Below are 24,998 nucleotides of genomic sequence, written 5' to 3' on the forward strand. Positions count from 1 at the left end.
TTTATATTATCCGCGAAGCTCGTATGCTTCTGGTTTTTGTGCAGCATGTGGATGCTCTGTTCCAGTGTAAACATTAAGTTTAGTGAACATTTTACGACCTAAAGAGTTTTTAGGAAGCATTCCTTTAACTGCTAATTCGATCATTCTTGTTGGGTATTTATCTAACATTTCACCAGCAGTACGAGTTTTTAAACCACCCGCAAATTGAGTGTGGTGACGGTAAAGTTTACCCTCTAATTTGTTACCAGTTAAATGGATTTTGTCAGCGTTGATGATGATTACGTGATCACCTGTGTCAACGTTTGGTGTGAATGTTGGTTTATGTTTACCACGTAAGATTGCAGCTACTTCAGAAGCTAAACGTCCAAGAGTTTGGCCTTCTGCATCAACTACTAACCATTTACGGTCTACTTCGTGACCTTTAGCCATGAATGTTGTACGCATGTATATATCCTCCTAATCGATTCGATTACCGTTATTTTTCATTAGACTACACTATAAGTTTCGGGGCTTATTTGTGGTGGTAATGAAAATACCATCTGTTATCATATAATGAATGACTTTTAAAGTCAAGCAATTTCATTAAACACCTGGTGAAGTTGTTCAGAATTGTAGAACACCACTAATAGAACACTTTTTCTAAGTATAGACCTTGTGGTGGTGCGGTTTTTCCTGCCTTATCACGATCCCCTAAAGCAACTACCTGCGACACATTGTCGATCTTCCGTCGACCAATGCCAACCTCCCAAAGAGTACCTGCAATAATACGTACCATATTATATAAGAAGCCATTACCTTCAATCACCATATGTAGCTCCTCTCCATGCCATTCAAACTGCAGCATTGTTACTGTGCGTACTTTATCTTTCACGCTTGTATTCGCTGCACAAAAACAAGAAAAGTCATGTGTACCAATGATAGCCTTAGCAGCCTCTTGCATCGCCTCTACGTCGGGTTTAACTCCATTTGTCTCCACAGTGTAATATCTGCGGAATGGACTTTGAATAGGCTCACAAGACCAAATATAACGGTATCGCTTCCCAGTCACGCTGTAACGCGCATGAAAATCATGTGCCACTTCCTCTACCGATAATACGCGAATATCTCTTGGCAGTTGCACATTCAAAGCCTTACTATACTTTTCTGTTGGGATGGCGAGTGATGTATCAAAATGCAACGTTTGCCCTGTCGCATGAACTCTAGCATCTGTACGGCCACTTGCAGTTACCTTCACCTTTTCTCCCTTATGCATAATGGCTAGAACACGCTCAAGCTCAGCCTGCACTGTGCGCTCCCCTGGCTGTACTTGGTAGCCAGAAAAAAGCGTTCCATCATAGCTTATAATTACTTTTAATCGTCGCATAAAGCCTACTCCTTTAACTTCTATAGAAGAATAGCAATACGCCTATTGCTACTAATAATACAAGCGCAAATGTGTCCCCCATATCCCATTTTAGCCTACGGTATCTTGTACGCCCTTCTCCACCACGATAGCCTCTTACTTCCATCGCTGTTGCTAAATCCTCCGCTCGCTTAAAGGCGCTGACAAAGAGCGGGACAAGCAACGGCACTACTGCCTTTATACGGTCCTTAATTGGTCCAGATGATAAATCAGAGCCCCGTGCCATTTGAGCCTTCATAATCTTGTCCGTCTCATCCATTAAGGTTGGAATAAAGCGTAATGAGATGGACATCATTAAAGCTAATTCATGGACGGGTACTTTTATTGCTTTTAATGGATTCAACAGAACTTCAATACCATCTGTAATAGAAATAGGTGATGTCGTTAACGTTAAAATTGACGTCATAAATACTAATACTAGAAAACGGATTGAAATAAATATTCCCCGTTTAATCCCTTCATCATAAATCGTAATGAATTTTGATTCAAAAATAGGGACGCCTTCCTTCGTCATAAAAATATGGAGAAGGAATGTGAAGGCCATTAAAAAGAGCACAGGTTTGAGACCATTAATTAAAAAATACAGGCGAATGCGCGATACTAAGACAATCAGTAGCGTGAAAGCGAGTAGCATGGCATATGTCACCGTATTATTAGCCAAAAACACAATAATAATAAAGGCGAACACAAAGATTAGCTTTGACCGTGGATCAAGTTTATGCACAGGTGAATCACCCGGTAAGAAGCGGCCAAAGATCATTTTTTCCATCATGACTCCGCACGCTCCTCTCTAAGCGCTTGAGCAATTTCAGCAGCAAGCTCCTCCTCTGTCAAACAAACCTTAGACAAAGAACGACCCATCATATGCTCGATCTTTTGTTGAAAGCGGACAATACGTGGTGGCTCCAAACGGAATTTCTTTAAGGTATCAACATCTTTAAAAATAACTCGTGGTGTTCCACTTAAGACATTCTTTCCTTCATGCATGATCACAATATTATCTGCATATCGAGCTGCATCCTCCATACTATGGGTCACTAGAATGGTTGTAAGATGACGTTCTTGATGCAGCTGATAAAACATATCCATAATTTCTTTTTGACCTCGCGGATCAAGGCCTGCTGTTGGTTCATCTAATACAATAACCTCTGGATCCATCGCTAAAACACCCGCAATAGCTACTCGACGCATTTGACCGCCTGATAAATCGAATGGTGATTTATCCAGAACGTTATCAGGCAAGCCAACTAAGCTGACCAGTTCTCTTGCACGAGCTTCAGCTTCCTCCTCTGATATACCAAAGTTCATTGGACCAAACATAATATCCTTTAACACTGTCTCTTCAAATAATTGATGCTCCGGAAATTGAAAGACAATGCCGACCTTTTGTCGTACTGAATTTAAATCCTTCGCTTTTTTACCAGCCACAATTATGCGATCCCCAATATGTACTTCTCCTGAAGTAGGTCTTAGAAGTGCGTTAAAAAGCTGAAGAATCGTTGATTTTCCAGAACCAGTATGGCCAATAATCGCTTGATAAGTATGGGATGGGATGTCAAAATCTACATCGAATAATGCCCGTTTTTCAAAGGGAGTTCCTTTTGCATAGGCATAGCTTACTTGTTGAAGTTTGATGTCCATAAATCATTCACCAACTCTTCTTCTGTCATATGTTGTCCCATTAATGGAACACCTTCCTTTTGCAATAGCTTTGATAACTTTAAGGCAAATGGCAAATCCAGTCCAAATTCAACCAGCTTGTCCCCTAGTGCAAAGATTTCAGCAGGTGTGCCTTCTGCAAATTTCTTACCATCATTCATAAAAAGAACACGATCTGCTAACATTGCCTCTTCTAAATCATGTGTAATAGATAAAACTGTTAATCCTGTTTCCGCACGTAATGTTTGGACAGTTTGTAAAACCTCTGCACGTCCCTGAGGATCTAACATGGATGTCGCCTCATCTAAAATTAAAAGCTTTGGCTTTAATGCAAGTGCCCCAGCAATGGCAACACGCTGTTTCTGTCCACCAGATAAATGATGTGGCTCATGGTCTAAAAACTGACTCATTTTTACTTGGTCCAGTGCCGCATGTACACGCTTCACCATTTCTTCAAAGGGGATGCCGTTGTTTTCCAAAGCAAATGCAACATCATCCTGTACCGTTGCACCAACAAATTGATTGTCAGGATTTTGAAAAACCATTCCCATTAAGGAGCGGGATTCCCAAAGATTTTCTTCATTTAAGGGTTCTCGTAGTATTCGCACATCCCCCTGCTGAGGAAATAATAAACCATTCATCAGCTTAGCAATCGTGGACTTACCCGAACCATTATGTCCGACTATAGCTATCCATTCGCCTTCTTCAACAGCAAAGCTAACATTTTCAACAGCATTACGACTGTTTTGAATTTCTGGTGTATATGAAAAAGTCACATTATTTAAAGATAAAATTTCAGGCATATCTAGAACTCCTCTCTACGCTCAGCTCTACTAACTAACTTACACTTTTTTATGTATGAATTCTACTACAATCCGTATGTCGATAAAAGAAAAATACTACAATAACAACTCAAATTAATAATGGCTTATTAAATAACAAAATACCACCCATATATTAAAAAAAGCACCACAAATTGGCGCCATCTAATCTAATAAAAAAGCGCGCACCTCATTCGATAGAAATGCGCTAGTCGTTACATTTACAAGAAATACGGGTGCTCAAGCCCTTATTTCTCCTGAATGAGGTGCGGAGAGCTAAACGAGACGCCACACCCTTAAGTGTCCGCTCATCATAACGCTCAGCTTAATTATTTGTCGTATAAATCATTTATAAAGAAAGAGGGTGGTGATTCCCACCCTCTTCACCACAAGTTTTCTCTTATGATTAAACTAGTTCAATCACAACAACAGGTGCACCGTCACCACGACGAGGACCTACTTTAAGAATACGAGTGTAACCACCTTGACGCTCAGCATAACGTGGTGCAACATCATCAAATAACTTTTGAAGTGCAAATGATGTTGTTTCGTTACCTTCTGCATCAGTCGTTGTTACTAGTTCACGACGGATGAATGCAGCAGCTTGACGGCGTGCATGTAAATCTCCGCGTTTACCTAAAGTAATCATTTTTTCAACAGCTTTACGTACTTCTTTAGCGCGAGCCTCAGTAGTTTCGATGCGCTCGTTGATGATTAAATCAGTAGCTAAGTCACGTAACATCGCTTTACGTTGAGAACTTGTACGACCAAGTTTTCTGTAACCCATGGATGTTTCCCTCCTTTATAGAAAAAAATCTGATCTTGTTAGTTGTGTTTAAATCGCTTAGTCTTCTTTGCGTAATCCTAAACCAAGCTCTTCTAACTTCGCTTTTACTTCTTCTAATGACTTACGTCCAAGGTTACGAACTTTCATCATATCGTCTTCTGATTTATTCGCAAGTTCTAGTACTGTATTAATACCAGCGCGTTTTAAACAGTTATAAGAACGAACAGAAAGATCAAGTTCTTCGATAGTCATCTCTAAAACTTTTTCTTTTTGATCTTCTTCTTTTTCGACCATGATTTCAGCAGTTTGTGCCTCATCTGTCATGCCAACGAAGATGTTAAGATGCTCGGTTAAAATTTTTGCTCCGAGCGAAATCGCCTCTTTCGGACCGATGCTGCCATCTGTCCACACATCAAGAGAAAGTTTGTCGTAGTCAGAAGACTGACCTACACGAGTATTTTCCACTTGGAAATTGACGCGTGATACTGGAGTGTAAATAGAGTCGATCGGGATCACGCCGATAGGAAGATCCTCACGTTTGTTTTGATCAGCAGGAGTGTAACCACGGCCGCGTTGTGCATACATACGCATACGTAAATGACCGTTTTTAGCGATTGTTGCAATATATAGATCTGGGTTTAAAATTTCCACGTCACTGTCATGTGTAATGTCAGCAGCCGTAACTGTACCATCGCCTTTAACATCAATCTCAATAACTTTTTCTTCGTCAGAGTAGATTTTAAGAGCTAGTTTTTTCACGTTCAAAATGATTGAAGCTACATCTTCTACTACGCCTTCTACAGTTGAGAATTCGTGAAGAACACCATCAATTTGAATTGAAGTGACAGCAGCTCCTGGTAATGAAGACAGAAGGATACGACGTAAAGAATTACCCAAAGTGTTTCCATATCCGCGTTCAAGCGGTTCTACAACAAACTTTCCATATTTGGAATCTTCGCTGATCTCCACCGTTTCAATCTTTGGTTTTTCAATTTCGATCATTTTATTTACCCTCCTTCAAAACATCGAATGTATAGGTTCTTTCCATCATAGATTCGATCGTCAATGACGTATCGTTTATTATCTGCACAAGACAGTCTGTACAAAAAATGATGTTCTCATACAATATGAGACGCACCCATTACACGCGACGACGTTTTGGCGGACGGCAACCATTGTGAGGAACTGGAGTAACGTCTTTAATAGCAGTTACTTCTAAACCAGCAGCTTGAAGTGCACGAATAGCAGCTTCACGACCAGCACCAGGACCTTTAACAGTTACTTCCAACGTTTTCAGACCATGTTCAAGGGATGTTTTAGCAGCAGTTTCTGCAGCCATTTGAGCAGCGAATGGTGTAGATTTACGTGAACCACGGAAACCAAGAGCACCAGCACTTGACCAAGATACAGCGTTACCTTGCATATCTGTAATCGTTACGATTGTATTGTTAAATGTAGAACGAATGTGTGCGATACCAGATTCGATATTCTTTTTCACACGACGTTTACGAGTTTGTTGTTTACGAGCCATGTTAAGAAGGAACCTCCTTTACCAATTATTTTTTCTTGTTCGCAACTGTTTTACGAGGACCTTTACGCGTACGCGCATTGTTCTTCGTATTTTGACCACGAACAGGTAAGCCACGACGGTGACGGATACCACGGAATGAACCGATTTCCATCAGACGTTTAATATTTAATGAAGTTTCGCGACGTAAGTCACCTTCAAGTTTGTAAGAATCTAATTGTTCACGGATTTTGTTTAACTCATCTTCAGTTAAGTCGCGTACGCGTGTATCTTCTGAAATACCTGCATCAGCTAGTACTTTCTGAGCTGTAGTTTTACCAATACCGAAAATGTACGTTAATGAAATTACAACGCGTTTGTCGCGAGGAATATCAACACCAGCAATACGTGCCATGTACGTTGTGCACCTCCTTTAGAATTAACCTTGTTTTTGTTTATGTTTAGGATTTTCACAGATTACCATTACTTTACCGCGTCGGCGAATTACTTTACATTTTTCGCAGATCGGTTTCACAGATGGTCTCACTTTCATCTAACCTAACCTCCTTAGTAGTCCGGAGCGCAAAAGATTATTTAAAACGGTATGTGATACGACCGCGAGTTAAATCATAAGGAGATAACTCAATAGTAACCTTATCTCCAGGTAGAATACGGATAAAGTGCATACGAATCTTACCAGATACGTGTGCTAGAATCACATGTCCATTTTCTAATTCTACCTTAAACATCGCGTTTGGCAAAGTCTCAACAACTGTCCCTTCGACTTCAATTACATCATCTTTCGCCATCTACTCTGTCTCCTCTCTATATGCAAATTAAAGTTCTCATCGTTACATCAAACGGATATCTGCTGCAACTTTAGAAGCAACCTCGTTTCAACATATGTTTGGATTGTATGAGAGATGTTTGAAAGACGCTCGTCTGGTTTCGCTTCACACAATCCACGGAATATACAGAACCAGTAAGGGCACTGAATCTCCCATGTTTACACGAATACCGGAATGTCTTGGATGAGATATTCATACCCGTTACACAGATGCTTCCACGAAACCCATTATACTCCTCCAAAAGGTATGTTGCACTTTTAAGAAGAAATATATACCGGGCACAATATGCTTTTGCAACTCTCAAAAAAATTATGTTTCGTTGTTGCTCCCGCATGCCTCCCGCGGAAGCAGTACTCTGCGCCCGGAGCCGGGTATCAGCTGCGGCTGCCCTGTAATAGAGCATCAAGATCAGCAAACACTTTGTTAATATCTTGCTGTCCATCTATATTAGTTAACACACCTTTAGCTTGATAGAAATCAAGTAGAGGTTGTGCTTGTTTCATATTTACTTCCAGACGGTTCGCAACCGTTTCAGGATTATCATCTGCACGTGTATAAAGCTCGCCACCATCTTTATCACATTTCCCTTCCTCAGCAGGAGGATTGAAAATTAAATGATAGGATGTACCACAAGTTTTACAAATACGTCGACCTGAAAGGCGAGCAATTAACTCATCCTTTTCAACTTGAATGTTTAATGTATGCTCAATAGCTTTACCTAGATCAGCAAGAATGCTATCTAGTGCTTCAGCTTGAGGAACAGTACGTGGGAAACCATCTAATAAGAATCCTTTTTCACAATCAGGTTTAGCCAGTCGCTCACGAACAATACCAATCGTTACTTCATCAGGTACAAGTGCACCTTGATCCATAAACGATTTAGCTTGTAAGCCAAGTTCAGTACCTTCTTTAATTGCAGCACGGAACATATCGCCTGTAGAAATATGAGGAATTGCGTACTTCTCAACAATTTTATCTGCCTGCGTACCTTTACCAGCACCTGGCAGACCCATTAAAACGATATTCATTAGGAAATATTCCTCCCACAAAAGGTTTGCTGATTAAAGGAAACGATGGAACGTTCCCTAAAAACCAACATTATTTCATAAAGCCTTTGTAGTGACGTTTAACAAGTTGAGATTCTAGCTGCTTCATCGTTTCGAGCGCTACGCCGACTACGATAATAATACTAGTACCACCGATCTGCACTGAGGCAGGTAGATTCATAAAGTTTATGAATATAACCGGCATTACTGAAATAACAGTTAAGAAAATCGCGCCGACAAATGTCAGACGATATAACACGCTTGTTAAATACGTTTGAGTGTTTTCACCAGGACGAATACCTGGAATATAAGCACCTTGCTTTTTCAAGTTATCAGCCACATTTTCTGGATTCACTTGTACGAATGCATAGAAATATGTGAATGCGATGATTAATGCTACATAAATAATCATTCCAACAGGTTTTGTATGATCAAACGTGTTATTAATGAATGTTGTAACATTATTTTCACCGAAGAACGGAACTAACGTACGAGGTGTCATCAGAAACGCTGAAGCAAAGATTACAGGAATAACCCCTGCAGCATTTACTTTTAACGGTAAATGCGTTTGTTGACCACCAGTCTGTTGGTTACGTCCAGTAACTCGTTTTGCATATTGAATTGGAATTTTACGTAGTGCTTGTTGCACGTAGATAACTCCAATAACAACCGCAAGCAAAATTAAAACAAGTAGACCAAGGATAATTAGGTTGATAAATAATTTATCACCAGCACCCTCGATTTGTTGTGCATAGATTTGGTTGATACCTGTAGGTAATGCCGCAACGATACCTGCGAAAATTACAACAGAAATACCATTACCAACACCATGCGCAGTAATTTGATCAGCAAGCCATACTAGGAATGCTGTACCCGCTGTTAATACAATAGAAATTATAACATATGTTAAAACTCCTTCTTCCTTAATCAATGACCCGCCATACATTCTATTAAAACCGAATGACATTGCGAATGATTGAATGAAAGCAAGAATAATAGTAAAGTAGCGTGTAAATTGTGCAAGTTTACGTCTTCCGACTTCACCTTGCTTTGCCCATTCAGCAAACTTCGGTACTACGTCCATTTGCAATAACTGAACAATAATTGAGGCTGTGATGTAAGGCATAATCCCCATCGCAAAGATCGAGAAGTTCTTTAAAGCACCACCGCCAAAAGTATTGAGGAAACCAACGAGGTTAAACTCATCAGTTGCCTTTAATACATTAGCGTCAACGTTAGGTACTGGAATGAAAGTTCCAATACGAAAAACGATTAACATTAAAAGTGTGAAAATGATTTTATTTCTTATATCTCGAACACGCATAAAGTTAGAGATTGTCTGAAACATTAAATCACCTCAGTAGTTCCGCCGGCATTCTCGATTGCTTCTTTCGCTGAAGCTGAGAATTTATGAGCTTTGACAGTAAGCTTTTTATTAAGCGTTCCATTGCCTAGAACTTTAATTCCAGCTTTTTCATTGCTCACTAGACCAGTTTCAAGTAATAATGCAGCAGTTACCTCTGCACCGTCTTCGAAACGGTTTAAAGCATCTAGGTTAACGATAGCGTATTCTTTACGGTTAATGTTCGTAAAGCCACGTTTTGGTAAACGACGGAATAATGGGTTCTGACCGCCTTCAAAGCCTGGGCGTACACCGCCACCAGAACGAGCGTTTTGACCTTTATGACCTTTACCTGCTGTTTTACCGTTACCAGAACCGATACCACGACCAACGCGGTTGCGTTGCTTACGAGAACCTTCTGCTGGTTTTAACTCATGCAGTTTCATAGTGGGTGGCACCTCCTTGTTCAATAATTGGAAATTAAATTTCTTTTACAGTAACTAAGTGAGCTACTTTATCAAGCATGCCGCGAGTAGCTGCGTTATCAGCTTTCTCTACAGTTTGGTGTAATTTACGTAAACCTAAAGCTTCAACTGTTTTGCGTTGTGCAGGTTTAGTACCAATCACAGATTTAGTAAGGGTGATTTCTAATTTGTTAGCCATTATCTTTCCCCCCTTATCCTAATATTTCTTCCACTGATTTACCACGTAATTTAGCTACGTCCTCTACGCGTTTTAATTCAGTTAAACCTTGAACAGTTGCACGCACCATGTTGATTGGTGTGTTAGATCCAAGAGATTTTGAAAGAATATCAGTAATACCAGCAAGTTCTAGTACTGCACGTACTGGACCACCAGCGATAACCCCTGTACCAGGAGCAGCAGGTTTAATTAAGATTTCTCCTGCACCGAAGCGACCAAGCACTAAGTGTGGAGTTGTTCCACCAACACGTGGCACTTCTACTAAGTTTTTCTTCGCATCTTCAACAGCTTTACGGATAGCATCTGGAACCTCTTGAGCTTTACCAGTACCGAAACCTACATGACCGTTTCTATCGCCAACAACAACTAGTGCTGTGAAGCGGAAGCGACGTCCACCTTTAACAACTTTAGCAACACGGTTAATAGTAACTACGCGTTCTTCAAGTTCTCCAAGTTTGTTTGCGTCAATTCGACTCATGAAATGTGTCCCTCCTTCTTATTAAAATTCTAAACCATTCTCACGTGCAGCTTCAGCTAAAGCTTTTACGCGTCCATGATATAAGTAACCACCACGGTCAAAAACTACAGCAGTAATATTTTTTTCCGCAGCGCGTTTCGCGATTGTTTCACCGATTTTTGATGCAGTGTCAACATTGCTACCAGTACCTTCAAAACCTTTTTCTTGAGAAGATGCGCTAACAATTGTTACACCTGCTACGTCATCGATAAGTTGAGCGTAGATGTTCTTGTTAGAACGGAATACATTTAAGCGTGGACGCTCAGCAGTACCCGAAATTTTAGAACGAACTCGCGCATGACGTTTTTTACGAACTTGATTTTTATCCTGTTTCGTAATCACAAGGGTCACTCCTTTCTAATGCTTAGGCAGCATTATTTACCTGTTTTACCTTCTTTACGACGAACGTATTCGCCTTCGTAACGGATACCTTTACCTTTATATGGCTCTGGTGGACGAACGTCACGGATGTTAGATGCAAGAGCACCAACGCGCTCTTTGCTGATACCTTTAATGATGATTTTAGTGTTAGAAGGAACTTCAATTTCAAGACCATCTTCAGGTGTGAACTCTACTGGATGTGAATAACCTACGTTAAGTACAAGTTTTTTGCCTTGTAATTGCGCACGGTAACCAACACCGATAAGTTCTAAAGCTTTTTCGAAACCTGCAGAAACACCAGTAACCATGTTCGCTAGAAGCGCACGAGTAGTACCGTGGTTTGTGCGGTGTTCTTTTGATTCAGAAGGACGTGATACAGAGATTACGTTACCCTCTTGCTCAATTTTCATATCTTGGTGGAAAGAACGAACAAGTTCGCCTTTAGGACCTTTAACAGTAACAGTGTTGTCAGCTGCAACAGTAACAGTTACGTTAGCTGGTACCTCGATAATTTTTTTACCTACACGAGACATTTAGTTGCACCTCCATTCATTTATTGCTAATTACCAAACGTATGCTAGAACTTCGCCGCCAACTTGTTTAGCGCGAGCTTCTTTATCTGTTAATAAACCTTGTGAAGTTGACACTAAAGCGATACCAAGACCGTTCAGTACTTTAGGCACTTCATTTGTTTTAGCATATACACGTAAACCAGGTTTAGAAATACGTTTTAAGCCAGTGATAACACGCTCGTTATCTTTACCGTATTTTAAGAAGATACGGATAATACCTTGCTTGTTGTCTTCCACGTATTCTACGTCACGTACGAAACCTTCACGCTTTAAAATTTCAGCGATTTCTTTTTTCACGTTGGAAGCCGGTACTTCTAACTTCTCGTGACGAACCATGTTCGCATTACGAATGCGAGTAAGCATATCTGCAATCGGATCAGTCATTGTCATTACATTTACCTCCTTCCCAAATTAGGGGATTACCAGCTGGCTTTTTTCACGCCAGGAATTTGTCCCTTATATGCAAGTTCTCGGAAACAAATACGGCAAAGTTTAAATTTGCGATATACAGAGTGTGGACGGCCACAGCGTTCACAACGTGTATATTCTTGCACTTTAAACTTTTGCTTACGTTGTTGTTTAACGATCATAGATTTTTTAGCCACGTTTTCGCCCTCCTTGTTTAAATTACTTTTGGAACGGCATACCGAATTGTGTCAATAACTCGCGAGCTTCTTCGTCAGAGTTCGCTGTCGTTACGATCACGATGTCCATACCGCGTACTTTTGAAACTTTATCGTAATCGATTTCTGGGAAAATTAGTTGCTCTTTAACACCTAGAGTGTAGTTACCGCGACCATCGAATGCTTTTTTAGAAACACCACGGAAGTCACGTACACGAGGAAGTGAGATTGAGATTAATTTGTCCAAGAATTCATACATACGCTCACCGCGTAATGTAACTTTAGCACCGATTGGCATACCTTCACGTAAACGGAAACCTGCGATCGATTTTTTCGCTTTAGTTACAACTGGTTTTTGACCAGTGATAATTGTTAATTCTTCTACAGCTGCATCTAATGCTTTAGAGTTTTGAACAGCATCACCAACACCCATGTTGATAACGATTTTGTCAACTTTCGGCAATTGCATAACTGATTTATATCCAAATTTGCTCATAAGAGCAGGAGAAACTTCATTTAAATATTTTTCTTTTAGGCGGCTCATGTGTGTACCTCCCTTCTTTTATTTACTAATTAGTCGATTACTGCACCTGATTTTTTTGCAACACGAACTTTTTTACCGTTTTCGATTTTATAACCTACACGAGTCGGCTCGCCAGATTTAGGATCGATTAGCATTACGTTCGAAACGTGAATTGCAGCCTCTTGGCTTACAATCCCACCTTGTGGATTCAATTGGTTAGGTTTAACGTGCTTTTTCACGATATTTACACCTTCAACAAGAACGCGATCTTGTTTAGGGAAAGCAGCTAGGATTACTCCTTCTTTGCCTTTGTCCTTACCAGTGATAACCTTAACCTTGTCACCTTTTTTTACATGCATGCTGTCGCACCTCCTTGATTGGCACTATCATGAAATTAAAGAACTTCTGGAGCTAGAGAAACGATTTTCATGAAGTTGCTGTCACGTAATTCACGTGCAACAGGTCCGAAAATACGAGTTCCGCGTGGTGATTTATCATCACGAATAATTACACAAGCATTTTCATCAAATTTGATGTACGTTCCGTCTTTACGACGTACGCCTGATTTAGTACGAACGATAACAGCTTTAACAACGTCACCCTTCTTGACAACGCCACCTGGTGTTGCTTTCTTAACTGTACAAACAACGATATCACCGATGTTAGCAGTTTTACGGCCAGAGCCACCAAGCACTTTAATTGTAAGAACTTCACGTGCACCTGAGTTGTCAGCAACTTTCATACGACTTTCTTGTTGGATCACTTAGGTTACCTCCCTTCGGAAATGGTTGTTCCGAAATAGTTATTAAATAATAACCGCTTTTTCTACAACTTCAACTAGACGGAAACGTTTAGTAGCTGATAGCGGGCGAGTCTCCATGATACGTACGATATCACCGATTTTCGCTTGGTTTTGCTCATCATGAGCTTTAAACTTTTTAGAGTATTTTACACGTTTACCGTAAAGCTTGTGCTTTTTGTGAGTTTCAACTAAAACAGTAACAGTTTTGTCCATTTTATCTGAAACTACGCGGCCCGTGTAAACTTTGCGTTGATTACGCTCAGTCATACTTGAAAACCTCCTTTATCAGTTATTTGCACTGATTTCTCTTTCACGAATAACAGTTTTCATACGCGCGATTGCTTTACGCACTTCACGAATACGAGCTGTGTTTTCTAATTGACCAGTCGCCAATTGGAAGCGAAGGTTGAAAAGCTCTTCTTTCAGTGATTTCACTTTTAATTCAATTTCAGAAGTGGCAAGGTCACGGATTTCATTAGCTTTCATTAGATTCACCACCAGTTTCTTGACGTTTTACGATCTTACATTTAACAGGAAGCTTATGTGATGCTAAACGAAGTGCTTCACGTGCAATCTCTTCAGATACACCAGCAATTTCGAACATAATTTTTCCTGGTTTTACTACTGCTACCCAACCTTCAGGAGAACCTTTACCAGAACCCATGCGGACTTCTAGAGGTTTTTTAGTGTAAGGTTTGTGTGGGAAGATTTTAATCCAAACTTTACCGCCACGTTTCATGTAACGAGTCATCGCGATACGGGCAGATTCGATTTGACGGTTAGTAATCCAGCTAGCAGTTTGAGCTTGTAGGCCCCACTCGCCGAATGATACTTCTTTGCCGCCTTTCGCTTCGCCACGCATGTTGCCGCGGTGTTCACGACGGTATTTTACGCGTTTAGGCAATAACATATTATTTGCCTCCTTCCACAGATTTCTTCGTAGGAAGAACTTCACCACGGTAGATCCATACTTTAACGCCTAATTTACCGTAAGTAGTGTCAGCTTCTGCGTGTGCATAGTCAATGTCAGCACGTAGAGTATGAAGTGGAACAGTTCCTTCACTATAGTGTTCAGCACGCGCGATATCAGCGCCACCTAAACGACCAGATACTTGTGTTTTAATTCCTTTTGCACCAGCGCGGATTGTGCGTTGGATCGCTTGCTTTTGCGCACGACGGAATGATACACGGTTTTCTAATTGACGAGCGATGTTTTCAGCTACTAGACGAGCGTCAAGATCTGCACGTTTAATTTCAATGATGTTGATGTGTACACGTTTACCAGTTAACTCGCTAAGGTATTTACGAAGGTTTTCAACTTCCGTACCACCTTTACCGATTACCATACCTGGTTTCGCAGTGTGAATTGTAATGTTTACACGGTTTGCAGCACGTTCGATTTCTACTTTAGAAACAGAAGCGTCTTTAAGAGCCGTTTCAATATATTTACGCACTTTGATGTCTTCGTGAAGTAGAGTTGCATAGTCTTTTTCAGCGTACCATTTTGACTCCCAGTCACGAATAATACCAACGCGCAGTCCTATTGGATGTACTTTTTGACCCACGGATTAACCCTCCTTCTTCTCAGATACCACTAGAGTGATGTGGCTTGTGCGTTTGTTAATTGCGCTTGCACGTCCTTGCGCACGTGGACGGAAACGTTTTAAAGTTGGACCTTCATCAACGAACACTTCAGAAACTACTAAAGAGTTGATGTCAAGATCGTAGTTGTGCTCAGCATTAGCAACTGCAGATTTTAATACTTTCTCAACGACTGGAGACGCCGCTTTTGGAGTATGACGTAAAATTGCAACTGCTTCACCAACTTGCTTACCTCGGATTAAGTCTACAACTAGACGTACTTTGCGAGGAGCAATGCGTACTGTACGAGCGATAGCTTTAGCTTGTGTCATTAGGATTTACCTCCTCTCAAAATTAGCGTCTTGTTTTCTTGTCGTCTGCACCGTGACCTTTGTAAGTACGTGTCGGTGCGAACTCACCAAGTTTATGGCCTACCATATCTTCTGTTACGTATACAGGAACATGTTTACGTCCATCATATACAGCAATCGTTAAACCGATGAAGTTCGGGAAGATTGTAGAACGGCGTGACCAAGTTTTGATAACTTGTTTTTTCTCAGAAGCCTCTTGTACTTCCACTTTTTTCATTAAGTGGTCATCAACAAAAGGTCCTTTTTTCAAGCTGCGACCCATGTAGGAACCTCCCTCCGTGATTCCACCACGGCTCTCACATAGAACCGTAGTTTAACCACTTTATTTTTTACGACTACGGATGATAAATTTATCCGATTTGTTTTTCTTCTTACGAGTTTTGTAACCAAGTGCTGGTTTACCCCAAGGAGTCATTGGTGATTTACGTCCGATTGGAGAACGTCCTTCACCACCACCGTGTGGGTGATCGTTAGGGTTCATTACAGAACCACGAACTTCTGGGCGTTTACCTAACCAACGGCTACGACCTGCTTTACCGATGTGTACAAGTTCGTGTTGTTCGTTACCAACTTGACCGATTGTAGCGCGGCAAGTAGCTAACACTAAACGTACTTCACCAGATTGAAGACGAACGATTACGTACTTATCTTCACGACCAAGTACTTGAGCAGAAGTACCAGCTGAACGTACTAATTGTCCACCTTTACCAGGTTTTAACTCGATGTTATGGATTGTAGTACCCATTGGAATGTTTGCTAATGGTAATGCATTACCTACTTTAATATCAGCATCTGGACCAGAAACGATTGTTTGACCAACCTCTAGACCTTTTGGTGCTAAGATGTAAGCTTTTGCTCCATCAGCGTAGTTGATTAATGCGATATTCGCAGAACGGTTTGGATCATATTCAATAGTAGCAACTTTTGCCGGAATGCCATCTTTAACACGTTTGAAATCGATAACACGGTATTGCTTCTTATGACCACCACCATGATGACGAACAGTGATTTTACCTTGGTTGTTACGACCAGCTTTGCGTTTAGTTGGTTCAAGCAATGATTTCTCAGGCTTGTTAGTTGTAATTTCCGCAAAGTCTAATGACGTCATGTTACGACGACCATTAGAGGTAGGTTTATACTTTTTAATCGCCATTGTGTTTTCCCTCCTTCTTGAGTGTTCAAATCATAAATCCATTAAGGATTACACTTCGAATAATTCAATTTCTTTGCTATCAGCAGTTAATTTAACAATCGCTTTACGACGTTTGTTAGTGTAACCACCGTAACGGCCAACGCGCTTGAATTTACCTTTGTAGTTAAGAACGTTTACTTTCTCAACTTTTACGCCAAAGATTTCTTCTACAGCGTCTTTTACTTGAGTTTTGTTAGCGCGAGTGTCTACTTCGAAAGTATACTTTTTCTCTGCCATAAGTTCTGAAGAACGCTCAGTAATGACCGGACGTTTTAAAATATCACGTGCTTCCATTATCCAAGCACCTCCTCAACTTTTTCTACTGCAGATTTAGTGAATACAACTTTTTCATGACCTAATAGATCAAGAACGTTGATTCCATTTGCAGTTAAAACTGTTACACCTGGGATGTTACGAGCAGATAATGCTACGTTTTCATCTAGGTCAGCAGTTACGAATAAAGATTTTTTCTCTAAAGAAAGATCTTTAAGAATTTTTGTGAATTCTTTTGTTTTTGGTGCTGCTAGAGTTAGAGCATCAAGAACTAAGAAGTTTTGTTCTACTACTTTAGCTGATAAAGCAGATTTAAGAGCTAAGCGGCGAACTTTTTTAGGTAATTTATAAGAATAGCTACGTGGAGTAGGACCGAATACGATACCACCGCCGCGCCATTGTGGAGAACGGATAGAACCTTGACGAGCACGACCAGTTCCTTTTTGACGCCATGGTTTACGACCACCACCAGCAACCTCAGAACGGTTTTTAACCTTGTGATTACCTTGACGAAGAGAAGCACGTTGAGCTACTACTGCGTCGAATAATACTGCTTCATTTGGCTCGATTCCGAAGATCGCATCGTTTAATTCGATTTCACCAACTGAAGCACCTGTTTGACTAAGTACAGATACTTTTGTCATTCCTGTTTCCTCCTTTCCTTAAGTGATTACTTAGCTTTAATTGCAGATTTAACTGTAACTAGAGCTTTTTTAGAACCAGGAACATTACCTTTAACAAGTAGTAAGTTACGCTCCGCATCAACTTTCACGATTTCTAAGTTTTGGATTGTAACTACATTGCCACCCATTTGACCAGGTAATTTCTTTTGTTTGAATACGCGGTTCGGAGCAACTGGACCCATTGAACCAGGACGACGGTGGTAACGAGAACCGTGGGCCATAGGACCACGAGATTGTCCGTGGCGTTTAATTACACCTTGGAAACCTTTACCTTTAGTAACACCAGTTACATCAATTACATCGCCTTCTGCGAAAATTTCTACTTTGACTTCTTGACCAACTTCGTATTCTCCAACGTTCACGTTGCGGAATTCACGAATGAAGCGCTTAGGAGCAGTGTTCGCTTTTGCTACGTGACCTTGTTGAGGTTTGTTAGAAAGCTTAACGCGCTTGTCTTCGAAACCAACTTGAATTGCTTCGTAGCCGTCTGTTTCAACAGTTTTCTTTTGAAGAACTACGTTTGGCGTAGCTTCGATAACTGTTACCGGGATTAAATCGCCGTTTTCAGCGAAAACTTGTGTCATACCAATTTTTCTACCTAAGATTCCTTTAGCCATTTGTCACACCTCCTGTAAATTTTGAAAAGTTATATTATTTTTACCATTAAAGTTTGATTTCGATATCAACGCCAGATGGTAAATCAAGTTTCATTAACGCATCAACAGTTTGTGGTGTTGGGTTAACGATATCGATCAGACGTTTATGCGTACGCATTTCGAATTGTTCACGAGAATCTTTGTACTTGTGAACCGCACGAAGAATTGTGTACACAGACTTCTCAGTTGGAAGTGGAATCGGACCTGATACACTTGCACCTGAACGTTTTGCAGTTTCCACAATTTTCTCAGCAGACTGATCTAAAATACGGTGATCATACGCTTTTAAACGAATACGAATCTTTTGTTTTGCCATTATTTTCCCTCCTTCTCGCCTATTTTCTAGACATTCTCCACGAAAATTTTCCCACACACCGCCATGGCAAAGCGGCCGGGTGTGTCGGCAACCTCTCGTTTCATCGCAGTCAAAGACCAACATTCAACATTATATACAATAAAAAAAGAATAAGCAAGTCTTTTCGCTAAATTCTTTTAAATGTTGTAGATATTCTTAATACTACTACTTCTTCGCTTTATTAAGCCGTTTATTAGTATATAAAATTTCTCTACATATTGCAACACTAAAGGTTGTCATATCAACATTTTCGCACATTTCAAATAACTCAAAAAAAGAAAAGTAGTTTCTATCTTTATAGAAACCACCTCTTTATTATAGAAAGAACACACAGGCAATCCAGCCAAACAGGATTAGTGGTATGTTAATGAAGATAAATGTCGGAACACAGGTATCCCAAATATGATGATGCTGGCCGTCTACATTTAGCCCAGCTGTTGGTCCTAATGTAGAATCGGATGCTGGCGAACCCGCATCTCCTAAAGCACCCGCTGTACCGATTAAGCATAGAATCGCTAAAGGACTCATGTCTAAACCTTGTGCTAGCGGAACAAACAGCGTTGCAATGATAGGCACCGTTGCGAAAGATGAACCTATCCCCATCGTCACAACTAGTCCTATTACTAACATGATGAAGACAGCGAGACTTCTATTTCCTTCTAGTAAGGTGATCGAGCTTGTAATTAAGCTATCCACATCACCTGTTGCATTTATAACCGCTGCAAAACCATTTGCAGCAATCATAACAAAGCCAATAAAGGCCATCATCTTCATTCCTTCAGAAAGAATATCATCGGCTTCTTTCCATTTAAGTGCACCTGTAAAATACATAATCATAATACCTGCAAACGAACCCACAATCATTGAATCTGTTAACACTTGAGCGCATAGTGATACCACTAATGCAAGCGCCGTCGAAAACATCATAAATTTGCTGACATTTACATTTAAAGATTCCGTAACCACTTCACTATGCTTATAATGCCTTGGCTTGCGGTATACAACAAAGGCGATTATCAATCCAATTAGCATTCCGAATACAGGAATCCCCATTGCTGCAGGTACATCACGTGAAGATACGGCCATTCCTGCTTCTGACACTTGTGTAGCAACGATATCTTGAAAGATTGCTCCAAAACCAGCAGGTACAAAACTATAAGTACCAATTAAACCTACTGCAATTAACGTTGCAATTATACGTCGATCGACTTCTAACATATTTAAAATCTTTAAAATGGGCGGAATTAATAATGGAATGAAGGCAATATGAATAGGAATGACATTTTGAGATAAAATAGACATCACAAAAATAAGGAAAAATATTAATACCTTCACTAGACCTTTTCTATTACTTTCACCATTTAAAATCTTTAACATCCCAGCTATCATTAATTCGGGTATTCCTGTTTTGGCTATTGCTATCGCAAAGCCCCCAAGTAGGCCATAACTTAATGCAATGGTTGCCCCTGCCCCTAATCCTTCTGTAAATGATTGAACGGTTGACTCAATACCCATCCCACTTGTAAGACCACCTACAAAAGCGCCTAAAACTAAGGAAAGAACGACATTGATACGAAGTAAGCTTAATATTAACATAACGGCGACTGCCGCAATTACTGCATTCATTGTTACACTCTACTTTCATACACTAAATTACTAACATGTTAAACTTTATTATTCTGATAATTGAAAGTCAAGGCTTTTTGCAATTTCAATATTTTTGCACTAAAAAACAGTGTAATGTATTAACACCACACTGTTTTCGAATTTCTACTTATTTAATATTACAACGATTCACGTACAACTTTTTTATAATAACCTACCGAAAGAATCGCAAAAATCGTATATAAGGCTATATAACAGCACATTGCAATCCACAAGGGAGCTGTTAACTCTGTCCCGAATAAAAACCACCCTGACTTAACAGCAAAGTAGCTATGCAATAACCCAATAACTAATGGAACTCCGAAATTAAAGGCTTGCTTCATATAAATACCCTTCATGATATCTTTTTCGGCAAATCCAATCTTTCGGAGGATTGTATAAGAACCACGTTCTTCCTCTGCCTCAGACATTTGTTTAAAGTATAGAATACTACCTGTTGTCATTAAGAATGCTAATCCTAAAAATGCTGTTGTAAATATTGTAAGACCTAATGATTCAATATTGTCTTTACGTTTTCCTTCGTAGGATGATTGTGTATATTGCTGTGTTTTCCCCTTATCATCTACAGCCATAATAATGCCTGCATTTGATTGAATATATAATTTCTCTGCTGCTGCTATATCTTCATTCGATTTTAAAGTAATCGTCGTTTGATGATGCCAAGGATAAAGCGCTGCTTGCGTAGTTAAACTTTTAAACATATCATCTGTCACAACAAAGATAGGTCCTCCGCCCCCAGCCGTTACAATACCACTTATAACACTCTTATCATGAACATCAACGACATGAAATGTTTCTTCAAGTTCTCCTGCAGATACTACTAAATCATGATCTTTCTCTAACGGGAACATCTCGGCCATATAACCACCATAGTTTGTTAGGATAACCTCGTTGCCCGATAACTTGGCTTCTGGAACACTTTGCTGATAATCAGAAAGGGGAATGGTATAGATTGTCCCCTCCATCGTATATAAAGGGTTATCCTGCTGCTTTTTAGACATCAATTGACCTACAGAAGCAGTTACTCCCTGCAAACGATAGTCTATTTTATTATAGGCAATGTTATTTTCCTCTAACTTCTCTAAGAATGAATGCCCCTGCTCTTCAAGCAATATGAAATCACCAGGTACTTGGCTATATGCAGACGCCTCTGAGGAATAGTAGGCAATATAGGACAGCGTCGTCACACCTAGAGAAACGCCTGTTAACACGGTGATCAGCGTTAATGACTTTGCATTGCTCTTCATGCGGTGCATTATGGGTGTTAATGCTAATACATCTTGGATGGATAAATGCCCTTTTTTCTTTAAGCGAATAGTATTCATAATAAATGCTACAGAGAAACGAAAAACAAGGAATGTTCCACCTATTGTAGTAGCTAAAATAATAATCATATTAATAAATAAATTACCAGCAGATTCGATATCAAACAGCTTTGTAGACACATAGTAGCCATAAACAATCAGTATAAGACCCATAAAGCCAATAACCATCTGTAATGCACTAAAACGTCTCACACGCTCATCTGCTTGTTTTGCTGCGCTAAATAGTGATAACAATGAAACGCGATGAATCATCCAGGCCATCTGTATAAGAACGATGATCAATAAAATAGCAAATACAATCATCGACTGCTGTAAAGCTTGTGTACTAAAGGTCATGGTTACAAGAGCCTCTTTTTCAAGTACACGTAGCAAAATCATGGCAAACACACGAGAGCTAAAGAAGCCAGCCAACATACCTATAATAACGGCTCCAACAAATAAGAGGATGTTTTCAATCGCTAATAACCGCACGATTAGCCCCTTAGTCATACCAATCAATTGATACAAGCCTATTTCCTTACTTCGACGCTTCATAAATAAATGATTTGCATACAGAACGAAGAACAAAACGATAAAATAGAGAATATAAGTGGCTGCTTTAAATCCTGCCGCAGCTGTTCCACTCATTTGAACAGCAGCCCACACTTCAGAATTATTTTGCAATGTGACAAAAGAAAAATATAATGTAACACTAAAAATAAGTGCAAAGAAATACAGATAGTAGTGCTTCATATTTTTCTTCATACTTTGAAGCACTAGCTTACTAAGACTCATACCCGTCACCGCCTAGCACACTTTGTGTATGCATAATTTCTTGGAAAAAGGCCTGCCTTGTTTTATCGCCCTTATAAAGTTCACTATAGATAAGCCCATCCTTTAGAAATAAAACACGTGTACAGAAGCTTGCAGCTACAGCATCATGTGTAACCATCATAATTGTTGCCTCTTTTGTTTCATTAATATTTTGTAGATTTTGAAGAAGGGCTGTGGCTGATTTAGAATCTAATGCACCAGTGGGTTCGTCTGCAAATACCAATGATGGATTGGTAATAAGTGCGCGTGCAGCAGAGGTACGCTGCTTTTGTCCACCTGATATTTCGTTGGGGTATTTATTTAAAATTTCCGTGATTCCAAGCAAAGAAGTGAGCTCCTTCACTCGACTTTCCGCAACAGCTTTCGGTAACTTACTGATAGCTAATGGCAGAAGGATATTTTCCTTTACTGTGAGGGTATCTAGTAAGTTATAGTCTTGAAATATGAATCCCAACTGCTCTCGTCGGAAGTTTGCTAAAGCTTTTTCTTTCATACCACGTAAACTGTGACCGTTTATCTCAATAACACCTTCTGTCGCAAAGTCAATTGAGCATAAGACATTTAAAAGCGTGGTTTTACCTGAGCCAGAAGGGCCCATAATGCCTACAAATTCACCTTTATTCACTTCTAAATCAATACCCTTTAATACCTCTTGAGCCGTTGATTTTTTTCCGTACACTTTCTTTATTTTACGACCAATTAAAACTGTCACTTGATAATGCCCCTTTCTATAGTACAAGTGTACCCTGACACATCTAATCATTCGTGCGTTTTACATGACAATATAAAAAGGTAGGTGACAATTTCGTCATCTACCTGTTAGTTTGACATATTCATTTTGTAAGGGAAAACGTAGTGTAAATAATGAGCCTTCTCCAACATTCGATTGAACATAAATACGAACACCGATTTTTCGAGCTACATTAGATGCCAAATAAAGACCCATACCTGTAGATTGTGAGGATTCTCTTCCTGCTGTTCCCGTATATGATTTTTGAAAAATTCGAGGTAAATCCTCTAAAGGAATACCTAAACCTACATCTTTTATATGTAATAATGTCGCACCTGTTGGGTCATGTTCAGTAAAAATTGTGACCTCAGAATTTGCTGGACTATACTTTATGGCATTCGAGAGAATTTGTCGAACAATAAACGCTAGCCACTTGCCATCAGTCAGAACTGTCTCTGTAAGCTCAGCGACTTCAAAGCCAATGCCTTTTTCAATACACCAAGCCTGCATACCCCTAATTTCTTTATAGACAATCGGTTTCAGCTCAACCTCATTTAAATAGTTGTCCTTTTCAATAGAGGCTAATCTTGTTTGATGTAGCTGTTGATCGACTAAAAGATGTAGTCTCAGCCATTCATTCTCTAATTTTCGACGCAATGATATATCCTCAACATGCTCTAACAACAAATTAATAGTTGTTAAAGGGGCCTTTACTTCATGAACCCAAGCCAACAACTCATCTGAATACTCTTGTAGCAGCACTTTAGCTTGATTTAACTCCATGTTCTTCTCATAAAAGACACTTTCTATTTTTCGAAAGCTTGCTTCCTGAAAAGGAGTTAAAACGAGTCTATTTTTATGCGCTTCATCAAGGTGGTAGCCGTCCATATTTCCCAGGAAATCTTTTAATTTCCCAACTTCAGTGACATAACGCCAGATAAAAAAGAGCGTAAAACTAACAAGCAAACTAATGTTTACATACCATATTGAAATACTATTTAAACCAACATCTAAAGAAAATAGCACATTTAGAAGTGTAAAAATGAAAATGAAATAACCGATCCATGCAAAGCGTTCTCTTATAAATAATAATAGCATGTTTTTCACGTCCCCTGGCTGACTGCCATATATCCAAGTCCTTTTTTTGTTAGAATCACTTCGGGTAAACCAATATCCTCTAGTTTTGTACGTAATCGATTAACATTTACCGACAAAGTATTATCATTGACAAAACGTTCATCATCCCAAAGCTTTCTCATTAATTCGTCTCTTGAAACAATCTGATTAACCTGTTCTACTAAAATTCGTAAAATGAAAAGCTCATTTTTCGTTAAGGACGCAGTGGCCCCATCAAACATAATCTCACTTCTTGTATAATCAATAACAGCACTATTAAAACGTGTAACGTCCATTTTCTCTTCAACATAGTCGTAGGTTCTTCGTAAAATCGCCTGTGCTTTCGCAAGTAGCACTTCCATATGGAATGGCTTTTGTATAAAATCATCTGCTCCCATTTGCATAGCCATCACCATATCCATTGGATGGTCTCGAGAAGAGAGAAACAGGATGGGTACTTTGGATAAATGACGAATTTCTCGACACCAATGAAAGCCATCATAGGCAGGTAATTGAATATCAATCAGCACAAGATGTGGTTTCTCCTCTATAAAATCATCCATCACCTTTTGAAAGTTTTTTGGACCAACCACTTGTAATGACCATTGTGCAAAACGTTCTTGAATCATATTAAAAATTGATGGATCATCTTCAATGAGCAAGATTTTCATGTCCATATTCAATTCTCCTCTCCTTTATTTATCCT

Annotated in this window: 39 protein-coding genes and 1 pseudogene; all 40 read right to left on the bottom strand. The window is 39.6% G+C overall.

Annotated features, from left to right (window positions below):
- Positions 1 to 6 precede the first annotated feature (6 nt).
- The gene (gene rplM / locus JTI58_RS07910; RefSeq protein WP_004233742.1) at positions 7 to 444 is read right to left on the bottom strand and encodes a 50S ribosomal protein L13; all 438 of its coding nucleotides are present in this window, start codon (positions 442 to 444) and stop codon (positions 7 to 9) included.
- A gap of 178 nt (positions 445 to 622) precedes the next feature.
- Positions 623 to 1,363, bottom strand: coding sequence for a tRNA pseudouridine(38-40) synthase TruA (truA, locus tag JTI58_RS07915; RefSeq protein WP_205446156.1), 741 nt, complete (start codon positions 1,361 to 1,363; stop codon positions 623 to 625).
- A gap of 13 nt (positions 1,364 to 1,376) precedes the next feature.
- Positions 1,377 to 2,174 (bottom strand): energy-coupling factor transporter transmembrane component T family protein, encoded by a 798-nt coding sequence (locus JTI58_RS07920; protein WP_205446157.1) that lies wholly within the window; start codon positions 2,172 to 2,174, stop codon positions 1,377 to 1,379.
- Complete coding sequence (locus JTI58_RS07925; protein WP_205446158.1) at positions 2,171 to 3,043, bottom strand: energy-coupling factor ABC transporter ATP-binding protein; 873 nt, start codon at positions 3,041 to 3,043, stop codon at positions 2,171 to 2,173. Before JTI58_RS07925 ends, JTI58_RS07920 begins: the two co-directional genes overlap by 4 nt.
- Entirely contained in the window at positions 3,019 to 3,864 is an 846-nt protein-coding gene (locus JTI58_RS07930) for an energy-coupling factor ABC transporter ATP-binding protein (RefSeq protein WP_205446159.1), read from the bottom strand. Before JTI58_RS07930 ends, JTI58_RS07925 begins: the two co-directional genes overlap by 25 nt.
- Positions 3,865 to 4,288: 424 nt before the next feature.
- Entirely contained in the window at positions 4,289 to 4,669 is a 381-nt protein-coding gene (gene rplQ / locus JTI58_RS07935; protein WP_012296051.1) for a 50S ribosomal protein L17, read from the bottom strand.
- Between the two features lie 57 nt (positions 4,670 to 4,726).
- On the bottom strand, positions 4,727 to 5,671 hold the full coding sequence (locus JTI58_RS07940; protein WP_004233733.1) for a DNA-directed RNA polymerase subunit alpha: 945 nt from the start codon (positions 5,669 to 5,671) through the stop codon (positions 4,727 to 4,729).
- Between the two features lie 139 nt (positions 5,672 to 5,810).
- Entirely contained in the window at positions 5,811 to 6,200 is a 390-nt protein-coding gene (gene rpsK / locus JTI58_RS07945; RefSeq protein ID WP_004233731.1) for a 30S ribosomal protein S11, read from the bottom strand.
- A gap of 25 nt (positions 6,201 to 6,225) precedes the next feature.
- Complete coding sequence (gene rpsM, locus JTI58_RS07950; RefSeq protein WP_004233729.1) at positions 6,226 to 6,591, bottom strand: 30S ribosomal protein S13; 366 nt, start codon at positions 6,589 to 6,591, stop codon at positions 6,226 to 6,228.
- A gap of 24 nt (positions 6,592 to 6,615) precedes the next feature.
- The gene (rpmJ, locus tag JTI58_RS07955) at positions 6,616 to 6,729 is read right to left on the bottom strand and encodes a 50S ribosomal protein L36 (protein WP_000868344.1); all 114 of its coding nucleotides are present in this window, start codon (positions 6,727 to 6,729) and stop codon (positions 6,616 to 6,618) included.
- A gap of 37 nt (positions 6,730 to 6,766) precedes the next feature.
- Complete coding sequence (gene infA / locus JTI58_RS07960; RefSeq protein WP_004233690.1) at positions 6,767 to 6,985, bottom strand: translation initiation factor IF-1; 219 nt, start codon at positions 6,983 to 6,985, stop codon at positions 6,767 to 6,769.
- An 86-nt stretch (positions 6,986 to 7,071) separates the two neighbouring features.
- Positions 7,072 to 7,149, bottom strand: a pseudogene (locus tag JTI58_RS07965) (type I methionyl aminopeptidase); the annotation flags it as partial.
- Positions 7,150 to 7,398: 249 nt separating this feature from the next.
- Positions 7,399 to 8,052, bottom strand: a complete 654-nt coding sequence (locus JTI58_RS07970; protein WP_016992655.1) for an adenylate kinase — start codon at positions 8,050 to 8,052, stop codon at positions 7,399 to 7,401.
- A 70-nt stretch (positions 8,053 to 8,122) separates the two neighbouring features.
- Entirely contained in the window at positions 8,123 to 9,418 is a 1,296-nt protein-coding gene (gene secY / locus JTI58_RS07975) for a preprotein translocase subunit SecY (protein WP_004233672.1), read from the bottom strand.
- On the bottom strand, positions 9,418 to 9,858 hold the full coding sequence (rplO, locus tag JTI58_RS07980) for a 50S ribosomal protein L15 (RefSeq protein WP_004233670.1): 441 nt from the start codon (positions 9,856 to 9,858) through the stop codon (positions 9,418 to 9,420). Before rplO ends, secY begins: the two co-directional genes overlap by 1 nt.
- Before the next feature lie 34 nt (positions 9,859 to 9,892).
- Positions 9,893 to 10,075, bottom strand: coding sequence for a 50S ribosomal protein L30 (gene rpmD, locus JTI58_RS07985; protein WP_004233668.1), 183 nt, complete (start codon positions 10,073 to 10,075; stop codon positions 9,893 to 9,895).
- A gap of 13 nt (positions 10,076 to 10,088) precedes the next feature.
- A complete protein-coding gene (gene rpsE / locus JTI58_RS07990) occupies positions 10,089 to 10,592 on the bottom strand; it encodes a 30S ribosomal protein S5 (RefSeq protein ID WP_008181711.1) in 504 nt (167 codons plus the stop codon).
- A 21-nt stretch (positions 10,593 to 10,613) separates the two neighbouring features.
- A complete protein-coding gene (gene rplR / locus JTI58_RS07995) occupies positions 10,614 to 10,973 on the bottom strand; it encodes a 50S ribosomal protein L18 (RefSeq protein ID WP_205446160.1) in 360 nt (119 codons plus the stop codon).
- A gap of 32 nt (positions 10,974 to 11,005) precedes the next feature.
- Positions 11,006 to 11,545 carry a 50S ribosomal protein L6 gene (gene rplF / locus JTI58_RS08000; RefSeq protein WP_008181715.1) on the bottom strand — a complete coding sequence of 180 codons (540 nt, stop codon included), beginning with the start codon at positions 11,543 to 11,545 and terminating at the stop codon, positions 11,006 to 11,008.
- A gap of 30 nt (positions 11,546 to 11,575) precedes the next feature.
- Positions 11,576 to 11,974, bottom strand: coding sequence for a 30S ribosomal protein S8 (gene rpsH, locus JTI58_RS08005; protein ID WP_008181717.1), 399 nt, complete (start codon positions 11,972 to 11,974; stop codon positions 11,576 to 11,578).
- Positions 11,975 to 12,003: 29 nt separating this feature from the next.
- On the bottom strand, positions 12,004 to 12,189 hold the full coding sequence (locus tag JTI58_RS08010; protein WP_004233656.1) for a type Z 30S ribosomal protein S14: 186 nt from the start codon (positions 12,187 to 12,189) through the stop codon (positions 12,004 to 12,006).
- 22 nt (positions 12,190 to 12,211) lie between these two features.
- Positions 12,212 to 12,751, bottom strand: coding sequence for a 50S ribosomal protein L5 (gene rplE / locus JTI58_RS08015; protein ID WP_008181719.1), 540 nt, complete (start codon positions 12,749 to 12,751; stop codon positions 12,212 to 12,214).
- A gap of 29 nt (positions 12,752 to 12,780) precedes the next feature.
- Complete coding sequence (gene rplX / locus JTI58_RS08020; RefSeq protein ID WP_004233652.1) at positions 12,781 to 13,089, bottom strand: 50S ribosomal protein L24; 309 nt, start codon at positions 13,087 to 13,089, stop codon at positions 12,781 to 12,783.
- A gap of 35 nt (positions 13,090 to 13,124) precedes the next feature.
- Entirely contained in the window at positions 13,125 to 13,493 is a 369-nt protein-coding gene (gene rplN, locus JTI58_RS08025; protein ID WP_004233650.1) for a 50S ribosomal protein L14, read from the bottom strand.
- Positions 13,494 to 13,535: 42 nt separating this feature from the next.
- Positions 13,536 to 13,799, bottom strand: coding sequence for a 30S ribosomal protein S17 (gene rpsQ / locus JTI58_RS08030; protein ID WP_008181723.1), 264 nt, complete (start codon positions 13,797 to 13,799; stop codon positions 13,536 to 13,538).
- 18 nt (positions 13,800 to 13,817) lie between these two features.
- Positions 13,818 to 14,018, bottom strand: a complete 201-nt coding sequence (rpmC, locus tag JTI58_RS08035) for a 50S ribosomal protein L29 (protein ID WP_004233646.1) — start codon at positions 14,016 to 14,018, stop codon at positions 13,818 to 13,820.
- Positions 14,008 to 14,442: a 50S ribosomal protein L16 gene (rplP, locus tag JTI58_RS08040; RefSeq protein WP_025116437.1), complete on the bottom strand. Its 435-nt coding sequence runs from the start codon at positions 14,440 to 14,442 to the stop codon at positions 14,008 to 14,010. The genes rpmC and rplP overlap by 11 nt, the downstream gene beginning before the upstream one ends.
- A 1-nt stretch (position 14,443) precedes the next feature.
- Positions 14,444 to 15,097: a 30S ribosomal protein S3 gene (gene rpsC / locus JTI58_RS08045; RefSeq protein ID WP_025116438.1), complete on the bottom strand. Its 654-nt coding sequence runs from the start codon at positions 15,095 to 15,097 to the stop codon at positions 14,444 to 14,446.
- Between the two features lie 3 nt (positions 15,098 to 15,100).
- Positions 15,101 to 15,445 carry a 50S ribosomal protein L22 gene (gene rplV / locus JTI58_RS08050; RefSeq protein WP_004233639.1) on the bottom strand — a complete coding sequence of 115 codons (345 nt, stop codon included), beginning with the start codon at positions 15,443 to 15,445 and terminating at the stop codon, positions 15,101 to 15,103.
- A gap of 22 nt (positions 15,446 to 15,467) precedes the next feature.
- The gene (gene rpsS, locus JTI58_RS08055) at positions 15,468 to 15,746 is read right to left on the bottom strand and encodes a 30S ribosomal protein S19 (RefSeq protein WP_008181911.1); all 279 of its coding nucleotides are present in this window, start codon (positions 15,744 to 15,746) and stop codon (positions 15,468 to 15,470) included.
- A gap of 60 nt (positions 15,747 to 15,806) precedes the next feature.
- Positions 15,807 to 16,637 carry a 50S ribosomal protein L2 gene (gene rplB, locus JTI58_RS08060; protein ID WP_036124661.1) on the bottom strand — a complete coding sequence of 277 codons (831 nt, stop codon included), beginning with the start codon at positions 16,635 to 16,637 and terminating at the stop codon, positions 15,807 to 15,809.
- Between the two features lie 48 nt (positions 16,638 to 16,685).
- Positions 16,686 to 16,970, bottom strand: coding sequence for a 50S ribosomal protein L23 (gene rplW, locus JTI58_RS08065; protein WP_036124663.1), 285 nt, complete (start codon positions 16,968 to 16,970; stop codon positions 16,686 to 16,688).
- The gene (rplD, locus tag JTI58_RS08070) at positions 16,970 to 17,593 is read right to left on the bottom strand and encodes a 50S ribosomal protein L4 (protein ID WP_012296062.1); all 624 of its coding nucleotides are present in this window, start codon (positions 17,591 to 17,593) and stop codon (positions 16,970 to 16,972) included. The genes rplW and rplD overlap by 1 nt, the downstream gene beginning before the upstream one ends.
- 26 nt (positions 17,594 to 17,619) lie before the next feature.
- On the bottom strand, positions 17,620 to 18,249 hold the full coding sequence (gene rplC, locus JTI58_RS08075) for a 50S ribosomal protein L3 (protein WP_205446161.1): 630 nt from the start codon (positions 18,247 to 18,249) through the stop codon (positions 17,620 to 17,622).
- Positions 18,250 to 18,295: 46 nt separating this feature from the next.
- Positions 18,296 to 18,604, bottom strand: a complete 309-nt coding sequence (gene rpsJ / locus JTI58_RS08080) for a 30S ribosomal protein S10 (RefSeq protein ID WP_004233624.1) — start codon at positions 18,602 to 18,604, stop codon at positions 18,296 to 18,298.
- A 354-nt stretch (positions 18,605 to 18,958) separates the two neighbouring features.
- The gene (locus JTI58_RS08085) at positions 18,959 to 20,269 is read right to left on the bottom strand and encodes a Na+/H+ antiporter family protein (protein ID WP_205446162.1); all 1,311 of its coding nucleotides are present in this window, start codon (positions 20,267 to 20,269) and stop codon (positions 18,959 to 18,961) included.
- Between the two features lie 158 nt (positions 20,270 to 20,427).
- Positions 20,428 to 22,407, bottom strand: a complete 1,980-nt coding sequence (locus JTI58_RS08090) for an FtsX-like permease family protein (RefSeq protein ID WP_205446163.1) — start codon at positions 22,405 to 22,407, stop codon at positions 20,428 to 20,430.
- Positions 22,397 to 23,158 carry an ABC transporter ATP-binding protein gene (locus JTI58_RS08095; RefSeq protein WP_016995265.1) on the bottom strand — a complete coding sequence of 254 codons (762 nt, stop codon included), beginning with the start codon at positions 23,156 to 23,158 and terminating at the stop codon, positions 22,397 to 22,399. Before JTI58_RS08095 ends, JTI58_RS08090 begins: the two co-directional genes overlap by 11 nt.
- Before the next feature lie 96 nt (positions 23,159 to 23,254).
- Positions 23,255 to 24,274: a sensor histidine kinase gene (locus JTI58_RS08100; RefSeq protein WP_205446164.1), complete on the bottom strand. Its 1,020-nt coding sequence runs from the start codon at positions 24,272 to 24,274 to the stop codon at positions 23,255 to 23,257.
- Positions 24,275 to 24,279: 5 nt separating this feature from the next.
- Positions 24,280 to 24,969 (bottom strand): response regulator, encoded by a 690-nt coding sequence (locus JTI58_RS08105; RefSeq protein WP_279381316.1) that lies wholly within the window; start codon positions 24,967 to 24,969, stop codon positions 24,280 to 24,282.
- Between the last annotated feature and the right edge of the window lie 29 nt (positions 24,970 to 24,998).

Source organism: Lysinibacillus fusiformis, from assembly GCF_016925635.1.
Taxonomy (GTDB): Bacteria; Bacillota; Bacilli; order Bacillales_A; family Planococcaceae; genus Lysinibacillus; species Lysinibacillus fusiformis_F.